This is a genomic window from Paraburkholderia sp. JPY419 (assembly GCF_050435705.1).
GTDB classification, from domain to species: domain Bacteria; phylum Pseudomonadota; class Gammaproteobacteria; order Burkholderiales; family Burkholderiaceae; genus Paraburkholderia; species Paraburkholderia youngii.
Window position 1 is genome coordinate 376,202 of the sequence record NZ_JBNDKV010000004.1, and the last position, 21,981, is coordinate 398,182.

A 21,981-nucleotide genomic window follows, 5' to 3' on the forward strand; every position below is an offset into this window, starting at 1 on the left:
GACAATTTTTTGTATTCGTCGCGAAGTGATGCGCAATAGCGTCAGTGTCATCCATTAGGGGTTTATGCTGAGTCGTTCGCCGATTGCCAATTCATCCACAGTCGAAACAACGATCATCATATTTTTATGGCAAATGAATCGCCACTCGTCATAAAAGATTTGACGCAGCAAGCCCGATTAATCCGGACTAGCGATGCGCGATCCCTTATCTTGCCATTCCTTGACCCGTTTGCTAGCATCCCCGAGACAGTTTGAAATAGTCATAACGCCGGCAATTTCCGGACCGGTTAGCATTGGGGTCACCTGGTAGTCTCCATCTCGTTGCGAGGCATATGTTATGGCTAGCTCTCAACCACTCCGCTGACGCTCGGGGAACGCGTGCGCAAAGCCGCGCGGCGCCTTGCGCGAGCTCACCCGCTACCACCCGCTTTTTACGCTCAGTTCTGCTGAGACAAATCGGCCATCACAAACGAACCGTTATTGGTTTTCAAAAAATTCGTACCCCGTCTGTTAAAAGCGATTAATAGTCCGTTTTCCTTTTTATTCGAAGCGACCGCAGTTGCCGCTGCTGCGCGTAGTACGCGATCTGCGACAAACCATTTGCCGTAAAAACGACGCAATCAACAGGAGCAGTTCATGGCTTCCAATACAACGGGCTCCGGGCTCATGCGGGCGAAGGCGATCACAGTTGCGTTAGCGGTTTTGGTTGCGGCGGCGGGTTCGGCGTTCGCGCAGGACAACGCGGCGTCCGCGCCGGAACAGCGGGCAATCGGCGCCGCCGCGCTGTTGCACGTTCAAGCGCGCGTCGTCGCGATCGATCCCGCGACGAACAGCGTGACGCTGCGCGGCCCCCACGGCGGCGACGAAACCTTCGACGTGAATCCGCAAGCCGCCGACGTCAGCAAGCTGCATATCGGCGACATAGTGACGATTGCGTACAAAAAGGCGCTACTGGTCGGCGTCGACAAACTCGCGCCGAGCGGAATTCGCCAGCGCATCGATACCGAGGTCACGCAGCCCGCGGCCAACGGTGTGGTTGCATCGGCGCGGCGCGTCGAAGTCGTGGCGACGGTGCGCAAGATCGATCGCAAGCAGCGCACGATCACGCTGCGCGGGCCGTCGCGCACCGAAACGCTCGACGTGGCGCCGGACATTCCGCTCGATAAACTGAAGGTCGGCGATTCGGTGCGCGCGGTGTTCGTGTCGGCTATCGCGGCGTCGGTGTCGCGCAATGGCTCGGACGTCAAATAACGGCGCTCGGGAAGGCTTAAATAAACTACGCTGAAGCGTATCGAGGCGCGCGGCGTCGAACCGCAACCGGGGGTTCGATGGCGCGCGCCGGCCATCGCGGCTCAAGTTTCACCAGGGTCATCGCGTCGCGCGCGAAGGAGCGGGGAATGGAACAGAGCGAAACGGAAACCACTGCCGAATCGGAGCGCAAAAGGCTCGTCCGCAGCAAGATCCACGTGGGCCTCGCGGCGCTCGGCACGTTGTCGTCGGTGTTCGGGATCGGCATAGCGATCATCGGCGGCATCAACTTCGACCGGACCAGGGTGCTGATCGGTGTCGGCATCATCGTCGTGTCGACCATTCTGTATGTGTCGATGCTTTTCGTCGCTGCCGATGACTAGCATCTTCGCTTCCCATTAGCGCTCGATCCCGCTGCCGATTCACTTTTGCTATCGCCCCCTCCGATAGTCGAATTGTTGGTGCATCGCACCGCCCGTATATTGACTGCAGCGATATGCAACAACTCGACGGCGCGCCGCACGGCGGCCCACAGGAGCACAGCAATGAATCGGATCGATCTGGAGGGGCGCGCGGTCGTCATCACCGGCGGCGCGCGCGGCATCGGCTACGCGGTCGCGCAGCGGGCGTTGCAGTCGGGCGCGTCGGTGGCGTTGTGGGACGTCGATAGCGAACGCCTCGCGCGCAGCCAGCGCGAGCTGAGCGAACTCGGCAAGGTCAGCGCCGTCGCGGTCGAGCTGACCGACGAAGCCGCGGTCCAGCAAGCCACCGCGCAAACGGTCGCCGAGCACCGCTCGATCGACGTGCTGATCAACTGCGCGGGCATCACCGGCGGCAATGGCACGACATGGGAGCTCGAGCCGGACCTGTGGCGCCGCGTGATCGACGTGAATCTGATCGGCCCGTACCTGACCTGCCGCGCGGTCGTGCCGCAGATGCTGAAGCAGGGCTATGGCCGCATCGTCAATATCGCGTCGGTGGCGGGCAAGGAGGGCAATCCGAATGCTTCGCACTACAGCGCGTCGAAAGCGGGCTTGATCGGGCTCACCAAGTCGCTCGGCAAGGAACTCGCGACCAAGAACATCCTCGTCAATGCGGTCACGCCGGCGGCGGCCAAGACCGAGATCTTCGATTCGATGTCGCAGCAGCACATCGACTACATGCTGTCGAAGATTCCGATGAACCGTTTCCTGCTGCCGGAAGAAGCGGCGTCGCTGATCCTGTGGCTGTCTTCCGAAGACTGCGCGTTCAGCACCGGCTCGGTGTTCGACCTGTCCGGCGGCCGCGCCACTTATTGATCGCGCTGCTCGAGCATTGCACACGCGTCGAACCCGCGTTGAGCCGCTTCGACGCCTCTCTCACGGAGCCCTTTCATGGCCATGCCTACCATCCGGCACGTGCGTGCCTTCATCGTTCGCGGCGGCGGCGCGGACTATCACGACCAGGCCGGCGGGCACTGGATCGACGATCACATCGCGACGCCGATGGCGCGTTATCCCGAGTACCGTCAGAGCCGCCAGTCATTCGGCATCAACGTACTTGGCACGCTGGTCGTCGAGATCGAGGCGAGCGACGGCACCGTGGGCTTCGCGGTGACGACCGGCGGCGAGATCGGCGCGTTCATCGTCGAAAAGCATCTCGCGCGTTTTCTCGAAGGGCAGCTCGTCACCGACATCGAGAAGATGTGGGATCAGATGTACTTCGCGACGTTGTACTACGGGCGCAAGGGCGTCGTGCTCAATACGATTTCCGGCGTCGATCTCGCGCTGTGGGATCTGCTCGCGAAGGTTCGCAAGGAGCCCGTGTATCAACTATTGGGCGGCCCGGTGCGCGACGAGCTGGTGTTCTATGCGACCGGCGCGCGGCCCGATCTCGCGAAGGAGATGGGCTTCATCGGCGGCAAGCTGCCGTTGCAGCACGGTCCCGCGGAAGGCGAAGACGGACTCAGGCAGAACCTCGAGAAGCTCGCCGACATGCGTTCGCGCGTCGGCGACGACTTCTGGCTGATGTACGACTGCTGGATGAGCCTCGACGTGCGCTACGCGACGCGGCTCGCGCAAGGTGCGCACGAATACGGCCTCAAATGGCTCGAGGAATGTCTTCCTCCCGACGATTACTGGGGTTACGCCGAACTGCGCCGCAACGTGCCACGCGGCATGATGGTGTCGACCGGCGAGCACGAGGCGACGCGCTGGGGCTTCCGGCTGCTGCTGGAGATGCAGTGCTGCGATCTGATCCAGCCCGACGTCGGCTGGTGCGGCGGCATCACTGAGCTAATCAAGATTTCCGCGCTCGCCGATGCGCACAACGTGATGGTGGTGCCGCACGGTTCGTCGGTGTACAGCTATCACTTCGTCGTCACGCGCCATAACTCGCCGTTCTCCGAGTTTCTGATGATGGCGCCGAAAGCCGACGAAGTCGTGCCGATGTTCAACCCGCTGCTGCTCGACGAGCCGGTGCCGGTGAACGGGCGCATGAAGGTGCCGGATACGCCGGGCTTCGGCGTGCGGCTCAATCCGGAATGCTCACTGGTGCGGCCTTATCAGCATTGAACGAGTTGAATGCTTTGAACGTGTGCCGAACGGCGAACCCCGGCAAAGGAGACTAAGGTGCTGCTCAAGGACAAGGTCGTGATCGTCACCGGCGGCTCGCGCGGTATCGGACGCGCAATCGCGGTGGCCTGCGCCCGCGAAGGCGCGGACGTGGCGATCAACTACTGGGGTGACAACGACGCATCGTATGGCCGCCGCTCGGCGGTCGAGGAAGTGGTCGGCGAAATCGAGGCTTTGGGGCGACGCGTGATCGCGGTGGAGGGCAACGTCGCGGCGCGCGATACCGGTCAGGAGCTGGTGCGCCGTACGGTCGACGCGTTCGGCAAGGTCGACGTGCTCGCGAGCAATGCCGGTATCTGTCCGTTCCACGCGTTTCTCGACATGCCGGCCGATGTGCTCGAATCGACGGTCGCGGTCAATCTGAACGGCGCTTTCTTCGTCACGCAAGCGGCCGCGCAGCAGATGAAAAAGCAGGGCACTGGTGGCGCGATCGTCGCAACGAGTTCGATCAGCGCGCTGGTGGGCGGCGGCATGCAGACGCATTACACGCCGACCAAGGCCGGCGTGCATTCGCTGATGCAGTCGTGCGCGATTGCGTTGGGGCCGTACGGCATCCGCTGCAACTCGGTGATGCCGGGCACGATCGCGACCGATCTGAACGCCGAAGATCTCGCCGACGAAGCAAAGAAGGCCTACTTCGAGAAGCGCATTCCGCTCGGCCGCCTCGGGCATCCCGACGACGTCGCCGATTGCGTCGTGTTTCTCGCGTCGGACCGCGCGCGCTATGTGACGGGCGCTGCGCTGCTCGTCGACGGCGGCCTGTTCGTGAACCTGCAATAAGCGACGCGCGATGCGGGCGTCAATTGACCGTGACGGGCGCAGTCAGCGTGCCGGGTGCGATGGCGGGATTGTCGCGCGCGAGGTTGCGCGAGAAGCCGCGCAGCAGCTCGATCAAGCGCAGCGCCGGCTCGGCGAGCGGCTCTTCCTTGCGCGTCAGAATGCCGAAACCCGCGAGGCTCTTGCCGATTTCCAGCGGCAGCGCGACGAGCAGCCCGCCGCGCACATGATCGCGCACGACCGATTCCGGCAGCATCGCGACCGCATCGTAGTTTTCGAGCAATTGCAGCGTCGCGAAGATCGACGCGCATTCGGTCAGATTGACTGGCGTGGCGAGCCCCGCGCGCGCGAGTTCTTCCTCGAACAGCACGCGTGCCGGACTCGTGATCGGCTGCGCCACCCACGGCCACGCAACCAGTTCGCGCAATGTGATGCGCGTGCGCCGCGCGAGCGGATGCACGGCGCGCACGACGAGCAGCAGCGTTTCGCGCGCGAGCGGCTCGAAACTGAAGTCGTTGTGCTGCAAAGGATTGGTCAGGCGCCCCAGCGCGAGATCGACCTCGCGGCGATGCAGCAATTGCACGACCTGGTCGCTCGTTTCGCCGAGGATGCGCACGTTGAGCAGCGGGCTTTCGGTCTTCAGCACAGCGACCGACATCGCCAGCAGATCGGGCGCGGCGCCCATGATCGCGCCGACGGTCAATTGCCCGTGACCGCCGCGGCGTTTGACATCGAGGTCTTCGGCGAAGCGTGTGAGTTCGGCAAGCGCGCGGCGCGCGTAAGCGAGCGTGACGACGCCGAGCGGCGTCGGGGTCATGCCGCGGGCGTTGCGCTCGAACAGCAGAAAGCCGAACGCTTCCTCGATATCGCCGAGCATGCGGCTCGCGCTCGGTTGCGCGACGTTGACGGCCTCGGCGGCCTGATGCAGGTTGCGGGTGTCGTCGAGCGCGACGAGCAGGGCGAGATGCTTGAACTTGAGACGATTGACCAGTGCGACGGCGGCTGAATGTTGGCTCATGGTGCCAGTAGAGGTGCCCGTGCGATTCGGTTTATGGATCGCCCAATCCCAACAACGGATTGAGAGGCTATCGATGCAGGAATTATAGTCGTTCGAAGAAGTCGACAGGAGACAGGCCGCAATGGAGACGATCGCTTTCCGGATGGTGCTGAACCCCGGCATGCGCGAAGAATACGAACGGCGTCACACGGAGATCTGGCCCGAGCTCGTTGACGCATTGCACAACGCCGGCGTGCGCGATTACCGCATCTTCTTCGACCCCGACACGCATCGTCTTTTCGCGGTGCTTTCGCGCATCAGCGATCACACGATGGATCAGTTGCCGCAACTCGACGTGATGCGCAAATGGTGGGATTACATGGCCGACATCATGCAGACCGCGCCCGATCACACGCCGCTGTCGCAGACGCTCGAACCGGTCTTTCATCTCGGTCATTGAGGTGCCGCATGCAGGTTGTCGATTCGCATATCCATCTGTGGGACCTGAAAACGCATCGCTATCCGTGGCTGGAGAATCCGGGCGTGTCGTTCGTCGGCGATGCGCGGGAGCTGAAGCATGACTATCTGCTCGAGCATCTGCTCGGTGAAGCCGGCGACATCGACGTGCTGAAGCTCGTGCACGTCGAAGCGAATCACGATCCGGCCGATCCCGTCGAAGAAACGCGCTGGTTGCAGTCGATCGCGAATCGCGACGCGTCGCGCGGCATGCCGAATGCGATCGTCGCCGCTGTCGATCTGACCGCGCAGAACGCACCGGCGTTGCTCGAAGCGCATGCGTCGTACGCGAATACGCGCGGCATCCGGCAGATTCTCAACGTGCACGACAACAAGCTGTTCGATTACGTCGGCCGTCACTATATGCGCGAGCCGCAGTGGCGCGAGCATTTCGCATTGCTGCGCCAGTTCGACCTGTCGTTCGACCTGCAAATCTATCCGTCGCAGATGGAAGAGGCGGCCGCGCTCGCGCGTGCGCATGCGGACACGCTGTTGATCGTCAATCATGCGGGCATGTTCGTCGATCGCAATAGCGTGGCCGGTTATCGCGCGTGGCGCGATGGCATGCGCTTGCTGGCGGCCTGTCCGAACATCGCGGTGAAGATCAGCGGACTCGCGATGTTCGATCATCACTGGACCGTCGAAAGCCTGCGCCCGTATGTGCTCGAAACGATCGATACGTTTGGCGTCGAACGCGCGATGTTCGCGTCGAACTTTCCGGTCGACCGGCTGTTCGGTTCGTATACGGATTTGTGGCACGCGTATGCGTCGATCGTTGGCGATGCGAGCGAGGCTGAGAAAGATGCGCTGTTTCGGCGTAACGCGGAACGGTATTACCGGATTTGACGCGCCGCCGCGTCGAGCAGAACGCAGCCGAAAAAAAGGAGACACGCAGTGCAGCCATCCCCATCCGCGGTGCCGCGACTCGAATTGCGGCACGCGAGCAAATCCTTCGGCCGGGTGCGCGCGCTGTCCGACGGCGACCTCGTGCTGTGGGCCGGCGAGGTGCATGCGCTGCTCGGCGAGAACGGCGCGGGCAAATCGACAGTCGTGAAAATTCTTGCCGGCGTGCATCAGCCCGATGCCGGCGAATTGCTGCTGAACGGCGAGCCGCGCCGCTTCGCGACACCCGCCGAAGCCCGTGACGCCGGACTCGCGGTCATCTATCAGGAGCCGACGTTGTTCTTCGATCTGTCGATCGCGGAGAACATCTTCATGGGCCGGCAGCCGGTCGATCGCTTCGGCCGCATCCAGTACGACGCGATGCATCGCGAAGTGGACGGACTGCTTGCATCGCTCGGCGTCGAACTGCGCGCGGATCAACTGGTGCGCGGTCTGTCGATTGCGGATCAGCAGGTGATCGAAATTGCCAAGGCGTTGTCGCTGAACGCGAGCGTGCTGATCATGGACGAGCCGACGGCCGCGTTGTCGCTGCCCGAAGTCGAGCGGCTGTTCGCGATCGTGCGCAAGCTGCGCGAACGGGACGTCGCGATTCTGTTCATCACGCACCGGCTCGACGAAGTGTTCGCGCTGACGCAGCGCGTAACGATCATGCGCGACGGCGCGAAAGTGTTCGACGCACTGACCGCCGATCTGAGCACCGACGCAATCGTCGCAAAGATGGTCGGCCGCGATCTGGAAACGTTCTATCCGAAGGCCGATTGCACGCCAGGTGAAGTGCGTCTGTCGGTGCGCGGCTTGACGCGCATCGGCGTGTTCAAGGACGTCTCGTTCGACGTGCGCGCGGGCGAGATCGTCGCGCTCGCGGGTCTGGTCGGCGCGGGGCGCAGCGAGGTCGCGCGCGCGATCTTCGGTATCGATCCGCTCGATGCGGGCGAAGTGTGGCTGTCCGGCAAGCGGCTCGACGCCGGCAAGCCCGCGGCCGCGGTGCGTGCCGGGCTCGCGCTGGTGCCGGAGGATCGTCGCCAGCAAGGCTTGGCGCTGGAACTGAGCATCGCGCGCAATGCGTCGATGACGGTGCTCGGACGGCTCGTGCGGCATGGTCTCATTTCGACGCGCAGCGAAACGCAGCTCGCGAACAAGTGGGGCACGCGGCTGCGCCTGAAAGCCGGCGACCCGAATGCGCCGGTCGGCACGCTGTCGGGCGGCAACCAGCAGAAGGTCGTGCTCGGCAAATGGCTCGCGACCGGCCCGAAAGTGCTGATCATCGACGAACCGACACGCGGCATCGACGTCGGCGCAAAGGCCGAGGTCTACAGCGCGCTGGCCGAACTCGTACGCGACGGCATGGCCGTGCTGATGATTTCGAGCGAGTTGCCCGAGGTGCTCGGCATGGCCGATCGCGTGCTCGTGATGCACGAAGGCCGCATCAGCGCGGAGATCGCGCGCGCCGACGCCAACGAGGAGCGGATCATGGGCGCCGCGCTCGGTCAGGGACTCTCACCCTTGGGACGTGCAGCATGATGCGCCATTCGACCCATCCCGCGCCGGTCCAGCAATCGCTGCCGAAACGTTCCGCCGCTTCGTCGGGCGGTCTCGTCGCGAGCATCGCGAAGAGCCGCGAAACCACGTTGTTCGTCGTGCTGATCCTGCTGATCGCGGGGACCGGGCTTGCGAAGCCGCAGTTCCTGAACATGCAGAATCTGCGCGACGTGCTGCTGAACGTGTCGATCATCGGGCTGCTGACGGCGGGGATGACCGTCGTGATCCTGATGCGGCATATCGATCTGTCGGTCGGCTCGACGGTGGGTGTCAGCGCGTATGCGGTAGGGAGTTTGTACGTTGCGTTCCCGCATATGCCGGTGCTCGTCGCACTGGCCGCGGGGCTCGCGATCGGGCTCGTCGCGGGCGGCATCAATGCGCTGCTCGTCGCGGTGGGGCGCGTGCCTTCGCTCGTCGCGACGTTGTCGACGCTGTACATCTTTCGCGGCGCCGATTACGCGTGGGTGCACGGCGGCCAGATCAACGCGACCAGTCTGCCCGACGCGTACTCGCGGCTCGCGACCGGCACGCTGTTCGGTATCCCGACGCTCGCGCTGATCGCGGTCGTCGTGCTTGCCGGCCTGTCGGTGTATCTGAAGCAGTTTCGCGGCGGTCGCGAGCACTACGCGATCGGCTCGAATCCGGAGGCCGCTCGGCTCGCGGGCGTCAACGTCGAGCGTCGCGTGATGTCGGGCTTTTTGTTGTCCGGCGCGATTGCGGGCTTCGCGGGCGCGTTGTGGCTCGCGCGCTTCGGCACCGTCGATGCGAGCACCGCGAAGGGCATCGAATTGCAGGTCGTCGCGGCGGCGGTGGTCGGCAGCGTCGCGATCACGGGCGGCGTCGGCACGATCCTCGGCGCGACGCTCGGTGCGCTCGTGCTCGGCGTGATCAGCATCGCGCTGGTCGTGCTGCACGTGTCGCCGTTCTGGGAGCAGGCGATCCAGGGCGCGCTGATCGTCGCCGCGATCGCCGCCGATACGCTGCTGGCCCGCTCCGTCGCCAAACGGATGATGAGGAAACGCGATCATGGCTAAACCCGATTCCGCGCTGCTCACGCGCAAGCGCGAAACGCCGCTGCAATGGGAAGTGTTGCTGGTGATCGTGCTGATCGTGTCGCTGGTGTTGGGGCGCTGGCTGTCGCCGGTGTTTCTGACCGGCGCGAACCTGAGCAACGTGTTCGCCGATCTGACCGAGATCGCGCTGATGGCGCTGCCGATGACGCTGATCATCGTCGCGGCCGAAATCGATCTGTCGGTCGCGTCGGTGCTGGGCGCATCGAGCGCGTTGATGGGCGTGCTGTGGCACATGGGTCTGCCGATGCCGGTCGTGATCGTGCTGGTCCTGATCGCCGGCGCGTTGGCGGGTCTGCTGAACGGCCTCGTGATCGTCAAGCTGAACCTGCCGTCGCTCGCGGTCACGATCGGTACGCTTGCGCTGTTTCGCGGTCTCGCGTATGTGCTGCTCGGCGATCAGGCAGTCGCGGATTTTCCGGCGGCGTATACGGCGTTCGGCATGAACACGCTTGGGCCCACGTTCATTCCGTTGCCGTTCGTGATCGTGATCGTCGCGGCCGTGCTGTTCACCGTGCTTTTGCAAGCCACCGCGTTCGGCCGCAGCCTCTATGCGATCGGCGCGAATCCGACCGCCGCCGCGTTCTCCGGCATCGAAGTCGCGAAGATCCGCTTGCGTCTGTTCGTGATGTCGAGTCTCGTCAGCGCGCTCGCAGGTATCGTTTATACGCTGCGCTTCACCAGTGCGCGCGGCGATAACGGCGAAGGCTTCGAGCTATCGGTGATCGCGGCGGTGCTGTTCGGCGGCGTCAGCATCTTCGGCGGACGCGGCTCGATGGTCGGCGTGCTGTTGTCGCTGCTGATCATCGGCGTGCTGAAAAACGCGTTGACGCTCGACGACGTCTCGAGCGAAACGCTGACCATCGTGACCGGCGTGCTGCTGCTCGCGTCGGTGCTGATTCCGAACCTCGTCGCGCGCTGGCGTGCGGCGCGCGACCGGCGTTTCATCGCGAAGTCCGCAGCAGCGTCTTCTTCATCCTAGTGGTCACCGTTCTGTACGAAGCTCCCAAGGACCGATAACCCGGACCCCTCTCTGTCCAACAACAACGCAGGAGACACTTCATGTTCAAACCTCTACGTCACACCGGCATGGCCGCGCTATGCGCCGCGTTGCTCGCGCTCAGCTGCGGCGGCGCGTTCGCCGCGGACCTGAAAAGCGGGCTGAAGATCGCGTTCGTGCCGAAGCAGATCAACAACCCGTATGAAGTGATCGCCGACGACGGCGGCCTCTCCGCGATCAAGGAGTTCGGCGGCGTGGGCAAGGCGGTGGGGCCGTCGGATGCGGGAGCATCGTCGCAGGTGTCGTATATCAACACGCTCATCACGCAGCACCAGGACGCGATCGTGATTGCCGCGAACGATGCGAACGCGGTCGTGCCGTATCTGAAGAAAGCGATGGGGCAGGGCATCAAGGTCGTCACGTTCGACTCCGATACCGCGCCCGAAGGCCGCCAGTTGTTCGTCAATCAGGCGAACGCGGAGGGCATCGGCCGCGGTCAGGTGCAACTGGTCGCGAAGCTGATGGGCGGCGAGGGCGAGTTCGCGATCCTGTCGGCGACGCCGAACGCGACCAACCAGAACACGTGGATCAAGTGGATGCAGGAGGAACTGAAGAAACCGGAGTACTCGAAGATCAAGCTCGTCAAGATCGCGTACGGCAACGACGACGATCAGAAGTCCTTCGTCGAAACCCAGGGCCTGCTGCAGGCGTATCCGAACCTGAAGGCGATCGTCGCGCCGACGACGGTCGGCATCGCGGCGGCGGCGCGCTATATCTCGTCGTCGTCGAGCAAGGGCAAGGTGGCGGTGACGGGCCTCGGCACGCCGAACCAGATGCGCGCGTTCGTGAAGAACGGCACCGTGACCGCATTCCAGCTGTGGGACCCGAGCGAGCTCGGCTATCTAGCCGCGTACGCGGCGGCGTCGCTCGCGTCGGGCAAGATTTCGGGTAAGGAGGGCGAATCGTTCGACGCCGGCAAGCTCGGCAAGCGCACCATCGGCGCGCAAGGCGAAATCATTCTCGGACCGCCGACCACGTTCGATGCGAGCAATATCGACAAGTACAACTTTTGAGCTTCGGCGACGCCGACTGTCCACTTGACCGCCGTTGGCGGCGCGTGGGCAGTTAGCGCATCAGTACGAGCGTTCGCGTGCGGTCTGCTCAGCGGCGGATCGGGAAACGCTGTCCATACGCGGCGGGCGATGATCCGCTTCCCCACACCTCGCCATCGATCAATTCCCTTGTCACATCCTTGCCAGGCACCCGCACGTTCACGCGCGCGGCGGCCTCGCGATACAGCTGCGTCTGGTTGATGCGCTCGGCGATCGCTTCGTAATCGTCGCGCGCATCGATGATGCCCCAGCGCTCGAACTGCGTGAGGAACCACGCGCCTTCGATCGGATGCGGATAGTTGACCGCGCCGTCGTCGAAGAAACGCATCGGCAGGCGGCGCAGGTGCGCCGTGTCGACGTGGTCACCAAGGCGCGTCGCGATCAGCGATTCGTCGATACCGATGTAATCGGGCCGCGCAAGCCAGCGCGCGATCTCGTCGCGATGCCCGGCGCCGTCGAGCCAGCGGCACGCTTCGAGCACGGTCTGCACGAGCGCGCGCGTCGTGCGCGAATGCGCGTCGATGAAATCGCGTCGGCAGGCGAGCACTTTCTCCGGATGCGCGGGCCACACCTCGCTGGTATAAGCGATGGTTCTGCCGACGCCGTGCGCCTCGGCCATCGCATTCCACGGCTCGCCGACGCACAGACCGTCGAGCCGGTCCTCGGCGAGCGCCGCGACCATTTGCGGCGGCGGAATCGCGACGCTGTCGATGTCGCGCAACGGATCGACGCCTTGCGCCGCGAGCCAGTAGTACAGCCACATCGCGTGCGTGCCGGTCGGGAAGGTGTGCGCGAACACCGGCTTGCGGCCGAGCGTCGCGAGCGCGTCGCGCAAAGTCCCGTGCTTCGCGAGCGCCTCGGCGAGCCGATTCGACAGCGTGATCGCCTGGCCGTTGCGGTTCAGCACCATCAGCACGGCCATGTCGGTGCGCGGTCCGCCGAGGCCGAGCTGCACGCCATACACGAGCCCGTAAAGCGCGTGTGCGGCGTCTAGATCGCCCGACAGCAGCTTGTCGCGCACGGCGGCCCACGACGGCTGGCGGCACAGTTCGAGCGTGAGTCCGTGCGCATGGCCGAACTCGAGCAGCTTTGCGGCGATCAGCGGCGCCGCGTCGGACAACGCGACGAAGCCCAGCCGCAGATGGGTCTTTTCAGGCGGCTCGGCAGAGGCCGCCGCGGTGACGGAAGTGGCTGGATTCATGAGCGCATCATTTGAGCGAGCCGGCCGACGCGACGACCTCGCGCGCGACCTCGGCGAGTTTGACGCCCTGGCTCATCGCGCGTTTGCGCAGACTCGCGTAGGCGGCTGGTTCGGTAAGTTTCTGCTGATCCATCAGCAGGCGTTTCGCGCGATCGATCAGCTTGCGCTCGGCCAGTTCGTTTTCGGCCTGCGCCAGCCGCTCGCGCAATTGCGACTCCTGCGCGAAACGCGCTAGCGCGACTTCGAGGATCGGCGCGAGCCGCTCGGTCGCGAGGCCTTCGACCAGATACGCGGTGACGCCCGCGTTGACCGCTTCGCGGATCAGTTGCTGGTTCGCGTCGTGGCTGAACATCAGCACGGGGCGCGGCGCGGTCGCGTGCATCACGGCGAGTTGTTCGAGCGTATCGCGCGACGGCGACTCCGTATCGATGATGATCACGTCGGGCCGCTCGTCCTGCACCGCGCGATGCAGCGCCTGCGGCGTCGCGGTGCCGGCCAGCATTTCGCAGCCGAGACAGGCGAGCGCGTCGCGCAGATCGCCGATGGGTTTGTCGGTGTCGGTGACAAGGAGAACGCGCAGCATGGAGTCAGGGGAAGGGACATCTGACTACCGGTAAAGCAATGGATGTGCCAATCACCGCGCGACGGGGATTGGCGACGTGTGTGAACAGCGTTGCGCGTAAACGGCGCGGGCCGATTGGGATTTTCTTGCGGGCGAGGGCTGCGAATCATCCGCGAACGAGGTGTGCGGCCACGTCGGTCGCGCTGCACCGGCGCGGGGCATGCGGGACAGCGGACGCCCGATGCACCGAAGCGGCGCATCGCGTACGAAACGGTGAAGGCTCAAAGGCTCAAAGCCTCAAAGCCAGCGCGAATAACTGCGTGGAGAAAACAGCAAGGTCACCGCCATCATCGCGGCGATGCAGCCGCCGAGCATGATCCACGCGGCGGCGAACCCGCCGCTCCAGCCGCGTACGATGCCGGCGACGAGCGGCGTGACGGCCGCGACGATAAAGCCGACGCCCTGCGTGAACGCGACCAGCGGGCCGACCACGCGATGATCGCTCGAATGATCCATCGCGGTCACGAGCGTCAGCGAAAACACGCCGCCGAGCCCCCCGCCCGCGATGCCGACCCATAGCAGCGGCGCGGCGTCGGGCTGTGCGATCAGGCCGAGAACGCCAGCCAGTTGCGCCGATAGCCCGAGCAGCAACCACGGTCGGCGATCGCGGAACGACGCGGCGGCCAGCGGCAGCAGCAACGCCGACGTGGCCTGGAAGACCGTCATCGCGGCGAGCAGCGAGCCGCTCGCTGAGACGCTCATGCCGCGCTGCTGATAGAACGCCGGCAGCCACGCGACCAGACTCGTATAACCGCCGTTGACGATGCCGAAGTACAGGCCGAGCGTCCACGCGCGCTGAGTGGTCCACGGCGAGAACGCCGGCGCGGGCGCGGCAGAGGTGCGCACGGCGATGTGGACCACGGCGTGCCGCCGCGTCAACAGCCACCAGCCGGTGAGCGCGACGCAGGCCGGCAGCGCCCACACCGCGAGCCCCGCATGCCAGGAATGCATCGCGCGGCTGACCCACGGACTCAGACTCGCGCCGAGGCCGCCGCCGCCCATGATCGACGCGGAGAACACGCCCATCGCGAGTGGCACGCGGGCGTGGAAACGCTGCTTGATGACGGCGGGCAGCAGCGCCTGAATCGCGGCGACGCCGGCGCCCGCGAGCAGCGCCGTCGAGAGCAGCGTGAAGCCGCTCGACGCCAGCCAGCGCGCCGCGCATGCAAGCGCGATCGCGACGAGGCCGAGCGCGACTCCGCGCGTTTCGCCGACGCCGCGCGTCAACGCCGCCGCGCCGAGTGCGCCGACGCCCATCGCGACGACCGGCAGGCTGGTCAGCAATGACGCGCCGTAGAAGCTCAGGCCGGTCGCGTCGCGAATCGTCGTCATCAACGGGCTGATCGAGGTCAGCAATGGCCGCAGATTGATGCCGATCACGACGATAGCGCCGAGGCACGCGAGGTCGTGCCATGTGAGCGCTGGTCGGGCAACTGGTCGCGAAGACCGAGCTGTACAAGGCGCTGTTCGATCCGTCGAAGGGTTCGAGTTGTTCCGCCGATGAGCATGCGCGGATCATCGACGCACTCGATGCCGGCGACCTGCAAGCCGCGTTGACGGCAATGCGCGAGCATCTGTCGGAGCTGGAGGAGCGGGTGGTCGAGCAGGTGCGCAAAAGCGCGGATGGGGAGGATCTGGGGGCGGTGTTCGGAGTTTAGCGAGACGCTGCGACGTGGGTGGGTCGCCGAAGCGGCGCGCCGCCAGATTCCAGTCAAGACGCCGCGCGTTCGTCCGAGCAGAACGCGGAGCCGAAGGTGGGGCGCGAGTCTGTAGGGCCTCGCGCTGACTCTCGAGGTTCGGGCGGGTTGCCCGCGTCACCTGCAATGCAATGGCATCGCAGGCACGCAGGGCGGCGCCGTCACCACTGCTTATCTGCGCCGCGCACCCTGCGACGCCGGTCGTGGCGCACCGCCACCGCTCGGGCGTTCGTCCTTGTGGCGGAAATTGATCCGCCCCTTGGTCAGGTCGTAGACCGACATTTCGAGCGTCACGCGATCGCCCGCGAGAATACGGATATGGTTCTTGCGCATCCGTCCGGACGCATAAGCGCCGACCACGACGCCGTTGTCGAGCGTCACGCGGTAGCGGCTATCCGGAAGCACTTCGTCGACGATACCGTCAAGTTCAATCAGTTCTTCTTTCGCCATGCATCACTCCTGGTCGATGGGATAAAGGGGAAATCGGCCGCGGGCATTGCGAGCGGCGCGACTGTGGATTCGTTGGAAAAGCAGCGGCGCCCAAACGCACGCTGCGCGACATGAGTGACGCGCCGATGACGCCGCTCAAAGATCGCTGACCGACTGACCGCTCACCTGGCCGTCGATCAGCCGTTCCGCATGCGCCATGCACGCGATGCGCGCCTTGCCCATGCCGTCGAACGGAAACAGATACTGAAGACGGAACACCCGGCCGTCGGCCGCCGGATTGGCGCCGACGCGGCAGATGCGCACCGATGCGTCGTAACCGGCGCCAGTATTGCGCGTCGCTTGCGCGCCCGGCGGCCGGCGCGGATAAACGAGCGGGTGAATTTCGTAACCCTTGTAGGTCTTGACTGCTGAATTCATGAAAACGTGTCCTGTATTGCGTGGTCCGCGCGCCACGTGCGGGGCGCTGCTGCCGGCAACGTCTGCTCGAGGCGTCGCGACGCGGACCGGCGGCGCAGCACCCGATGGGCGCGCCGCGATGAAAATGGTTGGCACAGGCCTGCTAGACCCGGCGGCTCAATGACAATGGCTCGAGCGGTCGCGCGAAAACGCGGATTCGAGCGAAAACGCTGAAGCGGCGCGCCAATTCGTGCGCCGGACGCATGATGCTGAACGACCGCTCGGTGTACTTCTCGCGGCGGCGAATGCGGACGGCGCATTGCCGGAGTGACGGGATCGCCGATAAGGGGCGGTCGAACTGTCGGGGGTGGTGCGGAGATGCCGGGTTGAGACTGCCTGGTGCTGCCAGTGCTATATGGGTGCGAGGTGCAACTATTGCAATATGATGCCTGAAATAGGGCTGATTGGATAGTGCAAACTTCAGTGCACGGCCGGAACGCCCGCCTGGCGGGGCTTTGCGGGCGTCAGCGCGACGTCTCGGCGACGCGCTTCTGCAATTCGCGCGCGGCCGCCAGCGGCAAGCGCGCATCGTCCCAGCCGGCCAGCCATTCGACTTCCTTCGCCGTGAAGACCTGACCATAGTTGCGCAGTGCGTACTGCAGCGAATCGATGACGTGATTGCGAATGATCTCAGGCGTACGCGTGTCGTCGAGCACGGCGCGAAGCGCTTCGAGTGTGGCCATCGGTCGGCTCCGTTCGGTTGGATGTCGGTGGTTCAGCGTTTATCGCACGAAAAAAATGCGCTCGCGAGGTGGACAAAATTGCCGTCCGGCGGCGATTCGCGGCGCCAGCGCGAGGCCGCTACAATGGCGGCTTCCTGAATGGCGGACCGAGCGTGCGCGCCGAAGCCTGCTGCTGGCATCTGGCATCGTCGGCATTCGCGATCGCGCGCCGCCTCCTTCGAACCTCGCGTTTTTTCTTTGCGCAACCCGAACGTGTCTCCTGTCAAAGACCTGCTGTTAAAGCGCTACGCGCCGATTGCCGACGGCATCGCCGCGCTGCTCTATCCGTGCGCCGAAGTGGTGATTCACGATCTGCGCGACCAGACCATCGCGTATCTGGCGAACAATCTGTCGCGGCTCGAGGTGGGCGCGCCGTCGGTGCTCGACGACGCGCACTTCGCGGCGCGCGGCCAGACCATCGGTCCCTACGAGAAACTGAACTGGGACGGGCGCCGCATGCGCTGCGTGAGCAACATCCTGCTCGACGACGATGGCAAGCCCGCCGGCATCCTGTGCGTGAACTTCAACATCGCGGTGTTCGAAGACGTGCGCTCGACGCTCGATCTGTTCATCAAGGGCGGCACGATGACGGACGCGCCAGGCGACGATCTGTTCCGCGACGACTGGCAGGACCGCATCAACACGTATCTGCACACGTGGTTGCGCGACCGGCAGATCGGCATCAATGCGCTGACGCGCGAGCACAAGCGTGAAATCGTCGAAGCGCTGCACGCGCAGGGCGCGTTTCGTGGCCGCAGCTCGGCGAACTACGTGGCCGCGGTGCTGACGATGGGTCGCGCGACCGTCTACAAGATCCTGAAGCAGATGAAAGAGGGCGGCTGAGCTCAGGCGCGCGGTGCTTGAAAATGCTTCGATGACGCCCAAAATAAGGACATACGCGATGCGCTACCGACACTACAAAGGCGGCCTTTACGAACTGGTCTGCGAGGCCACGCTCGAATCGGATCCGACGGTCACGATGATCGTCTACAAGGCGGCCAATGGTACGAACCGGACCCGTCCAGCGACGGTGTTTTTCGAGCTGGTCGAGCAGGACGGCGTCAAGGTGCCGCGCTTCGCGCCGCTCGATGAGTTCAACAACGAAGCAGATGCGTCCCTCTCGGACTAACGCATGCTGCCTTAACGACAGGAACAGGAAAACCGAATGCGTCTTTTGCTTGCCATCATTCTGCCGTGGTTGCAGTTTTTCACGATCGGCCGTCCGTTTGCGGGCATCATCTGCCTGATTCTGCAAATCACGGTGATCGGCTGGGTGCCGGCGGCCATCTGGTCGGTGTATGCGCTGAGCCAGTACAACACGGACAAGAAAATCGCCCGCGCGATGGGCAATGGGCGGTAACACGCGGCGTCTGAAGCGTCCGCGAGGGTGGGCGCGTCGCGCTCACGCTCGCGCCATCATTCACCCCACCGGTATCACGACCGCATCCGGCACTTCGATCACCACGTCGGTTTCCGCGATCGCCACGCACGGCAGGATATAACCGTCCCCCTTTTCCTCACGGCTTATACCGGGCCATTCAATCGAATAGCGCACACGCCCGGACGTCATCCGGCACAAGCAGGTGCGGCAGGTGCCGTTGCGGCACGAACGCGGCAAACGCAGATTCGCGAAAGCGGCGGCTTCGAGAATCGTCAGCGAATCGGGCGCTTGGAAGCTCTGGCCGAGCGGTTCGACGCGAACTACAGGCGGGCGGGTGGGGGCGGACATCGTGCAGGTTAATCACTTGGTGCGCGACACTTTACACGGATCGGGCGCCGCTTGATACCGCGCTGCAACATAGGCAAATCAGTCGCGTTGTCAAGAAAAAATCGGGGAAATCTTGCACCTGGCCCGAACTCGTCTAAAGTGAATCAATTCACCTCCGCGTGGCGCGAACTGACTATGCCGCGCTGAGATGACGGCCCGCGTCGACTGCATGGGACAAGGAGGAACGAGCGGCTGGCGCGATAGCGAGCAATCAGCGCGTGCATTACCCGAGCGCATCGTACGCGCACTCTTCCAGGTGACTCCCATGCAGATCCAATTTCCGAACGAAGCCCCTGAATATTCAGGTCGCGAACTTACCTTGGCGTTTCCGGCAATGGTCGATGGGCAGAGGGTGGAGTGCATGATCACCGCGGAAGCGCTCGAGGATCACTTCGGCGCCGCGTCCCCCCGGCAGGAGGACATGATCGTTGCGTTCGACACGCACCGGCCGCGCATCGAGGCCGCCACGCGCCGGCTGTTGTCGGAAACGCGCGCGCAGTGTCTCGTGCTCAGAAGCGGCTACGTGCGTTTTTATGAGGCGAACTGGCGTAACTGACTGCACGCAGCCAACTCCATCGCTTTCAAATGATCCGCCGCAGCGCCCGATCCTTGAACACCACATGGTGCGCGATGGCCGCGAGCGCATGCAGTCCGATCACCCAATAGAACACGTTGCCAAGCCACTCGTGTGCGTCCTTCAACAGCGGCCGCGCGATCGAATCCGCACGCACCAGCGTGAAGCTGATGTCCGTCCACGCGAGCGACACCGGCCGCCCGCCCGCGTTGACCATCAGGATACCGAGCAGCGGCTGCGCGAAGATGAACACATAGAGCGCGAGGTGCGCGGAGCGCGCGACAAAAGCGAGCAGCCGGTTGTTTTCGAGTTCCTCGGGCGCGCCGGCCCACAGTCTCCAAACCAGCCGCAGCACAGCCAGCACGAGCACCAGCGTGCCCGCCCAGAAATGCACGCCGGTCCAGAACTCGCGGCCGTCGGAGCCGCGCGGTCCGCGGATTTCGATAGCCAGATAGGCCAGCGCGACCAGCAGAAAAATCATCCAGTGGAAGAAAATCGCGGGCCTCGTGTAGCGGTCCGTCGTGCGGTTATATGAGGACATGGCGGCTCCTGGGGGCGACCCGATCTATCGCGACCCGATCGATCGTCGTTCGAAACATCGGATGATAAACGTTCGCCGAACCCGACGACACTTTCGACCACGCAACCGAACCGCGCGACGTCCTCACTCGCTGCCGAGATAGAAATACCGGAACAGGAAAATCGCCGCGATGATCCACACGACCAGCTTTACCTGGCGCGCCTGGCCCGTCAGCAGCTTGAGCGCCGCGTACGAGATGAAGCCGAACGCGACGCCGTTCGCGATCGAGTAGGTGAACGGCATCAGCAGCGCGGTCAGCGCGGCCGGCACGACTTCGGTCGCGTCGTCCCACGGCAGGTCGACCAGTTCGCGCAGCATCAGGCACGACACGTACAGCAGCGCGGGCGCGGTCGCATACGGCGGCACCACTTCGGCGAGCGGCGCGAAAAACAGCGCCGCGACGAACAACAAGGCGACCGTGATCGCGGTCGCGCCGGTACGGCCGCCGGCCTGCACGCCGGACGCGCTTTCGATATACGCGGTCGTCGACGACGTGCCGAGCATCGAGCCGGCGAGAATCGCGGTGCTGTCGGCGAGCAGCGCGCGATTCAGCCGATGCATCTTGCCTTCGACGAGCAGCCCCGCGCGGTTCGCGACGCCCATCAGCGTGCCGGTCGCATCGAACAGCTCGACGAGGAAGAACACCAGTACCACGTTCAGAATGCCGCTCGACAGCGCGGTGCGGATATCGAGCTGGAACAGCGTCGGCGCGATCGACGGCGGCATCGACAAGACGCCGTGAAACTGGTTGCCGCCAAAGAAAAAGCTCAGGATCGTCACGCCGACGATACCGATCAGGATCGCCCCGCGCACGCGCAGATGATCGAGCGTGACGATGCCGAAGAAGCCGATCGCCGCGAGCACGACGTGCGCGTCGTGCAGATTGCCGAGCGTGACGAGCGTGGCCGGATTGCCGACCACGACGCCGGCCGACTTCAGCGAAATGATCGCGAGAAAGAGGCCGATACCGCCGGTGATCGCGATCCGGATCGAATGCGGGATGCCCTTGACGATCACCTCGCGCACGCGGAACAGCGTAACGATCAGGAACAGGCAGCCGGAGATGAACACCGCGCCGAGCGCGGCCTCCCACGTATAGCCCAGGCCCTTGACGACCGTGTACGCGAAGTACGCGTTCAGGCCCATGCCGGGCGCGAGCGCGATCGGGTAGTTCGCGTACAGACCCATGATCAGCGACGCGAGCGCGGACACGATGCAGGTCGCAACGAACACCGCGCTCTTCGGCATGCCGGCGTCGCCGAGAATCGCCGGGTTCACGAAGATGATGTAGGCCATCGTCAGGAAGGTGGTCACGCCGGCTAGCACCTCGGTGCGCAGGTTGGTGTCGACGGCGTCGAAGCCGAAGTAGCGTTTGATCGAGTCCATGTGGCGGGTTTTCTCTTTCGTCGTTCGGAAAGTGTTTTTGTGATCAAGGCAGTCGCCGCGCAGCCCGGCAAAACGGGCCGCGCGGCGATGTTACGGCGGAATTGTAAACACCAACGGCGGCGCCTCGTCGCTTGCGGCTGCGCCGGCAGCCCTCTCGGACCCGTCAGGCGGGCGGTTTGCCGGGCGATTGTGGCGCCGGCACATCACCGCGGCGCATGACGCGCGAGCCAGCGATCGAGTTCGCCAGCAAACGTCTTGCCATCCCGCGCGCTGAAGGCGGACGGACCGCCCGTGTCGACGCCGCTCGCGCGCAACTGGTCGAGCATCGAGCGCATGCGCAGCCGTTCTTCGATCGTGCCGGGCGTGAACCAGTTGCCGCGCGGATCGAGCGCGTGGGCATTTTTTGCCAGCACGGCGGCGGCCAGCGGGATGTCGCCGGTGATCACGAGGTCGCCCGCGACGACGCGCTCGACGATCAGCTGATCGGCGGCGTCGAAGCCGGCCGGCACCTGGATCGCGCGGATCAGCGGCGACGGCGGCACGCGCAGGAACGCGTTGGCGACCAGCGTCAGCGGCATGCCGGTGCGGCGCGCCGCGCGATAAAGCATGTCCTTGACGACGGCCGGGCAGGCGTCGGCATCGACCCAGATTGGCATGGTGCGGATTCCGGCTAGGTGCGGCTGGTTTGGTGCGTGGGGGGTGGCGGGACGGGATGATACCTTGCCGCGACGCAAAGGGTTTCCCTGCCGCC

Annotated in this window: 26 protein-coding genes and 1 pseudogene; 16 read left to right on the top strand and 11 right to left on the bottom strand. The window is 64.5% G+C overall.

The features are described from left to right. Nucleotides 1-636: 636 nt before the first annotated feature. The 5 genes from QFZ91_RS30250 (at nucleotide 637) to QFZ91_RS30270 (ending at nucleotide 4,640) form a co-directional block, all read left to right on the top strand. Nucleotides 637-1,251 carry a copper-binding protein gene (locus tag QFZ91_RS30250; RefSeq protein WP_176367178.1) on the top strand — a complete coding sequence of 205 codons (615 nt, stop codon included), beginning with the start codon at nucleotides 637-639 and terminating at the stop codon, nucleotides 1,249-1,251. 146 nt (nucleotides 1,252-1,397) lie between these two features. Then, nucleotides 1,398-1,631, top strand: coding sequence for a hypothetical protein (locus QFZ91_RS30255; protein WP_176123932.1), 234 nt, complete (start codon nucleotides 1,398-1,400; stop codon nucleotides 1,629-1,631). 162 nt (nucleotides 1,632-1,793) lie between these two features. Then, nucleotides 1,794-2,546, top strand: coding sequence for an SDR family NAD(P)-dependent oxidoreductase (locus QFZ91_RS30260; protein WP_429569410.1), 753 nt, complete (start codon nucleotides 1,794-1,796; stop codon nucleotides 2,544-2,546). 75 nt (nucleotides 2,547-2,621) lie between these two features. Further along, nucleotides 2,622-3,800, top strand: a complete 1,179-nt coding sequence (gene rhmD, locus QFZ91_RS30265) for an L-rhamnonate dehydratase (RefSeq protein ID WP_429569411.1) — start codon at nucleotides 2,622-2,624, stop codon at nucleotides 3,798-3,800. Between the two features lie 57 nt (nucleotides 3,801-3,857). After that, entirely contained in the window at nucleotides 3,858-4,640 is a 783-nt protein-coding gene (locus QFZ91_RS30270) for an SDR family NAD(P)-dependent oxidoreductase (RefSeq protein WP_176367180.1), read from the top strand. Between the two features lie 19 nt (nucleotides 4,641-4,659). Here the strand turns inward: QFZ91_RS30270 and QFZ91_RS30275 are convergent, their stop codons facing one another. Next, complete coding sequence (locus tag QFZ91_RS30275; protein ID WP_429569412.1) at nucleotides 4,660-5,655, bottom strand: LysR family transcriptional regulator; 996 nt, start codon at nucleotides 5,653-5,655, stop codon at nucleotides 4,660-4,662. A gap of 121 nt (nucleotides 5,656-5,776) precedes the next feature. On the opposite strand from QFZ91_RS30275, the gene rhaM reads away from it, so the two are divergent. From rhaM to rhaS, 6 genes are all read left to right on the top strand, one after another. Continuing rightward, nucleotides 5,777-6,094 (top strand): L-rhamnose mutarotase, encoded by a 318-nt coding sequence (gene rhaM / locus QFZ91_RS30280; protein WP_429569413.1) that lies wholly within the window; start codon nucleotides 5,777-5,779, stop codon nucleotides 6,092-6,094. 8 nt (nucleotides 6,095-6,102) lie between these two features. Further along, the gene (locus QFZ91_RS30285; RefSeq protein WP_429569414.1) at nucleotides 6,103-6,996 is read left to right on the top strand and encodes an amidohydrolase family protein; all 894 of its coding nucleotides are present in this window, start codon (nucleotides 6,103-6,105) and stop codon (nucleotides 6,994-6,996) included. 48 nt (nucleotides 6,997-7,044) lie between these two features. Next, nucleotides 7,045-8,574, top strand: a complete 1,530-nt coding sequence (locus QFZ91_RS30290) for a sugar ABC transporter ATP-binding protein (protein WP_429569415.1) — start codon at nucleotides 7,045-7,047, stop codon at nucleotides 8,572-8,574. Then, nucleotides 8,571-9,626, top strand: coding sequence for an ABC transporter permease (locus QFZ91_RS30295; RefSeq protein WP_368611536.1), 1,056 nt, complete (start codon nucleotides 8,571-8,573; stop codon nucleotides 9,624-9,626). The genes QFZ91_RS30290 and QFZ91_RS30295 overlap by 4 nt, the downstream gene beginning before the upstream one ends. Next, nucleotides 9,619-10,644: an ABC transporter permease gene (locus tag QFZ91_RS30300; protein WP_429569416.1), complete on the top strand. Its 1,026-nt coding sequence runs from the start codon at nucleotides 9,619-9,621 to the stop codon at nucleotides 10,642-10,644. Before QFZ91_RS30295 ends, QFZ91_RS30300 begins: the two co-directional genes overlap by 8 nt. A gap of 80 nt (nucleotides 10,645-10,724) precedes the next feature. Beyond that, on the top strand, nucleotides 10,725-11,735 hold the full coding sequence (gene rhaS, locus QFZ91_RS30305; protein WP_429569417.1) for a rhamnose ABC transporter substrate-binding protein: 1,011 nt from the start codon (nucleotides 10,725-10,727) through the stop codon (nucleotides 11,733-11,735). 88 nt (nucleotides 11,736-11,823) lie between these two features. On the opposite strand, the gene QFZ91_RS30310 is transcribed toward rhaS, so the two are convergent. The 3 genes from QFZ91_RS30310 to QFZ91_RS30320 form a co-directional block, all read right to left on the bottom strand. Then, a complete protein-coding gene (locus QFZ91_RS30310; protein ID WP_429569418.1) occupies nucleotides 11,824-12,975 on the bottom strand; it encodes a CmpA/NrtA family ABC transporter substrate-binding protein in 1,152 nt (383 codons plus the stop codon). Between the two features lie 7 nt (nucleotides 12,976-12,982). Further along, nucleotides 12,983-13,558, bottom strand: coding sequence for an ANTAR domain-containing response regulator (locus QFZ91_RS30315; RefSeq protein ID WP_429569419.1), 576 nt, complete (start codon nucleotides 13,556-13,558; stop codon nucleotides 12,983-12,985). Between the two features lie 276 nt (nucleotides 13,559-13,834). Next, nucleotides 13,835-14,977 (bottom strand): cyanate transporter, encoded by a 1,143-nt coding sequence (locus QFZ91_RS30320; protein ID WP_429569420.1) that lies wholly within the window; start codon nucleotides 14,975-14,977, stop codon nucleotides 13,835-13,837. A gap of 41 nt (nucleotides 14,978-15,018) precedes the next feature. Between QFZ91_RS30320 and QFZ91_RS30325 the strand changes: the two are divergent. After that, a pseudogene (locus tag QFZ91_RS30325) lies at nucleotides 15,019-15,255 on the top strand (FCD domain-containing protein); the annotation flags it as partial. Nucleotides 15,256-15,465: 210 nt separating this feature from the next. On the opposite strand, the gene infA reads toward QFZ91_RS30325, so the two are convergent. The 3 genes from infA to QFZ91_RS30340 form a co-directional block, all read right to left on the bottom strand. After that, entirely contained in the window at nucleotides 15,466-15,744 is a 279-nt protein-coding gene (infA, locus tag QFZ91_RS30330) for a translation initiation factor IF-1 (protein ID WP_008924062.1), read from the bottom strand. 135 nt (nucleotides 15,745-15,879) lie between these two features. Beyond that, complete coding sequence (locus QFZ91_RS30335; RefSeq protein WP_429569421.1) at nucleotides 15,880-16,161, bottom strand: hypothetical protein; 282 nt, start codon at nucleotides 16,159-16,161, stop codon at nucleotides 15,880-15,882. Nucleotides 16,162-16,664: 503 nt separating this feature from the next. Continuing rightward, the gene (locus QFZ91_RS30340) at nucleotides 16,665-16,883 is read right to left on the bottom strand and encodes a hypothetical protein (RefSeq protein WP_176106207.1); all 219 of its coding nucleotides are present in this window, start codon (nucleotides 16,881-16,883) and stop codon (nucleotides 16,665-16,667) included. Between the two features lie 237 nt (nucleotides 16,884-17,120). Here QFZ91_RS30340 and QFZ91_RS30345 point away from each other — a divergent pair, with 237 nt between their 5' ends. The 3 genes from QFZ91_RS30345 to QFZ91_RS30355 are packed head-to-tail and all read left to right on the top strand — an operon-like array spanning nucleotide 17,121 to nucleotide 18,282. Then, nucleotides 17,121-17,765, top strand: a complete 645-nt coding sequence (locus QFZ91_RS30345; protein ID WP_026228479.1) for a helix-turn-helix transcriptional regulator — start codon at nucleotides 17,121-17,123, stop codon at nucleotides 17,763-17,765. Between the two features lie 58 nt (nucleotides 17,766-17,823). Next, entirely contained in the window at nucleotides 17,824-18,051 is a 228-nt protein-coding gene (locus QFZ91_RS30350) for a DUF1653 domain-containing protein (RefSeq protein WP_429569422.1), read from the top strand. A gap of 36 nt (nucleotides 18,052-18,087) precedes the next feature. Then, nucleotides 18,088-18,282, top strand: a complete 195-nt coding sequence (locus QFZ91_RS30355) for a YqaE/Pmp3 family membrane protein (RefSeq protein WP_013092013.1) — start codon at nucleotides 18,088-18,090, stop codon at nucleotides 18,280-18,282. Between the two features lie 60 nt (nucleotides 18,283-18,342). On the opposite strand, the gene QFZ91_RS30360 is transcribed toward QFZ91_RS30355, so the two are convergent. Then, nucleotides 18,343-18,651: a 2Fe-2S iron-sulfur cluster-binding protein gene (locus tag QFZ91_RS30360; RefSeq protein WP_429569423.1), complete on the bottom strand. Its 309-nt coding sequence runs from the start codon at nucleotides 18,649-18,651 to the stop codon at nucleotides 18,343-18,345. A 304-nt stretch (nucleotides 18,652-18,955) separates the two neighbouring features. Between QFZ91_RS30360 and QFZ91_RS30365 the strand changes: the two genes are divergently transcribed. Next, complete coding sequence (locus QFZ91_RS30365; RefSeq protein WP_013092011.1) at nucleotides 18,956-19,246, top strand: DUF1488 domain-containing protein; 291 nt, start codon at nucleotides 18,956-18,958, stop codon at nucleotides 19,244-19,246. 25 nt (nucleotides 19,247-19,271) lie between these two features. Here QFZ91_RS30365 and QFZ91_RS30370 read toward each other — a convergent pair whose 3' ends face one another. From QFZ91_RS30370 to QFZ91_RS30380, 3 genes are all read right to left on the bottom strand, one after another. Further along, nucleotides 19,272-19,805 (bottom strand): cytochrome b, encoded by a 534-nt coding sequence (locus QFZ91_RS30370; RefSeq protein ID WP_429569424.1) that lies wholly within the window; start codon nucleotides 19,803-19,805, stop codon nucleotides 19,272-19,274. Nucleotides 19,806-19,928: 123 nt separating this feature from the next. Next, nucleotides 19,929-21,230 carry an NCS2 family permease gene (locus tag QFZ91_RS30375; RefSeq protein ID WP_176106203.1) on the bottom strand — a complete coding sequence of 434 codons (1,302 nt, stop codon included), beginning with the start codon at nucleotides 21,228-21,230 and terminating at the stop codon, nucleotides 19,929-19,931. A 203-nt stretch (nucleotides 21,231-21,433) separates the two neighbouring features. After that, nucleotides 21,434-21,886: a YaiI/YqxD family protein gene (locus QFZ91_RS30380; RefSeq protein ID WP_429569425.1), complete on the bottom strand. Its 453-nt coding sequence runs from the start codon at nucleotides 21,884-21,886 to the stop codon at nucleotides 21,434-21,436. Nucleotides 21,887-21,981: the final 95 nt, after the last annotated feature.

What these genes read in the sequence shown, in the direction of transcription:
- QFZ91_RS30285 (WP_429569414.1), top strand. Translation starts at nt 6,103, where the DNA reads ATGCAGGTTGTCGATTCGCATATCCATCTGTGGGACCTGAAAACGCAT.
- QFZ91_RS30275 (WP_429569412.1), bottom strand. Translation starts at nt 5,655, where the DNA reads ATGAGCCAACATTCAGCCGCCGTCGCACTGGTCAATCGTCTCAAGTTC.
- QFZ91_RS30365 (WP_013092011.1), top strand. Translation starts at nt 18,956, where the DNA reads ATGCAGATCCAATTTCCGAACGAAGCCCCTGAATATTCAGGTCGCGAA.
- QFZ91_RS30335 (WP_429569421.1), bottom strand. Translation starts at nt 16,161, where the DNA reads ATGAATTCAGCAGTCAAGACCTACAAGGGTTACGAAATTCACCCGCTC.
- rhaS (WP_429569417.1), top strand. Translation starts at nt 10,725, where the DNA reads ATGTTCAAACCTCTACGTCACACCGGCATGGCCGCGCTATGCGCCGCG.
- QFZ91_RS30360 (WP_429569423.1), bottom strand. Translation starts at nt 18,651, where the DNA reads ATGTCCGCCCCCACCCGCCCGCCTGTAGTTCGCGTCGAACCGCTCGGC.
- QFZ91_RS30310 (WP_429569418.1), bottom strand. Translation starts at nt 12,975, where the DNA reads ATGAATCCAGCCACTTCCGTCACCGCGGCGGCCTCTGCCGAGCCGCCT.
- rhaM (WP_429569413.1), top strand. Translation starts at nt 5,777, where the DNA reads ATGGAGACGATCGCTTTCCGGATGGTGCTGAACCCCGGCATGCGCGAA.
- infA (WP_008924062.1), bottom strand. Translation starts at nt 15,744, where the DNA reads ATGGCGAAAGAAGAACTGATTGAACTTGACGGTATCGTCGACGAAGTG.
- QFZ91_RS30350 (WP_429569422.1), top strand. Translation starts at nt 17,824, where the DNA reads ATGCGCTACCGACACTACAAAGGCGGCCTTTACGAACTGGTCTGCGAG.
- QFZ91_RS30315 (WP_429569419.1), bottom strand. Translation starts at nt 13,558, where the DNA reads ATGCTGCGCGTTCTCCTTGTCACCGACACCGACAAACCCATCGGCGAT.
- QFZ91_RS30340 (WP_176106207.1), bottom strand. Translation starts at nt 16,883, where the DNA reads ATGGCCACACTCGAAGCGCTTCGCGCCGTGCTCGACGACACGCGTACG.
- QFZ91_RS30255 (WP_176123932.1), top strand. Translation starts at nt 1,398, where the DNA reads ATGGAACAGAGCGAAACGGAAACCACTGCCGAATCGGAGCGCAAAAGG.
- rhmD (WP_429569411.1), top strand. Translation starts at nt 2,622, where the DNA reads ATGGCCATGCCTACCATCCGGCACGTGCGTGCCTTCATCGTTCGCGGC.
- QFZ91_RS30370 (WP_429569424.1), bottom strand. Translation starts at nt 19,805, where the DNA reads ATGTCCTCATATAACCGCACGACGGACCGCTACACGAGGCCCGCGATT.
- QFZ91_RS30380 (WP_429569425.1), bottom strand. Translation starts at nt 21,886, where the DNA reads ATGCCAATCTGGGTCGATGCCGACGCCTGCCCGGCCGTCGTCAAGGAC.
- QFZ91_RS30375 (WP_176106203.1), bottom strand. Translation starts at nt 21,230, where the DNA reads ATGGACTCGATCAAACGCTACTTCGGCTTCGACGCCGTCGACACCAAC.
- QFZ91_RS30260 (WP_429569410.1), top strand. Translation starts at nt 1,794, where the DNA reads ATGAATCGGATCGATCTGGAGGGGCGCGCGGTCGTCATCACCGGCGGC.
- QFZ91_RS30300 (WP_429569416.1), top strand. Translation starts at nt 9,619, where the DNA reads ATGGCTAAACCCGATTCCGCGCTGCTCACGCGCAAGCGCGAAACGCCG.
- QFZ91_RS30250 (WP_176367178.1), top strand. Translation starts at nt 637, where the DNA reads ATGGCTTCCAATACAACGGGCTCCGGGCTCATGCGGGCGAAGGCGATC.
- QFZ91_RS30295 (WP_368611536.1), top strand. Translation starts at nt 8,571, where the DNA reads ATGATGCGCCATTCGACCCATCCCGCGCCGGTCCAGCAATCGCTGCCG.
- QFZ91_RS30355 (WP_013092013.1), top strand. Translation starts at nt 18,088, where the DNA reads ATGCGTCTTTTGCTTGCCATCATTCTGCCGTGGTTGCAGTTTTTCACG.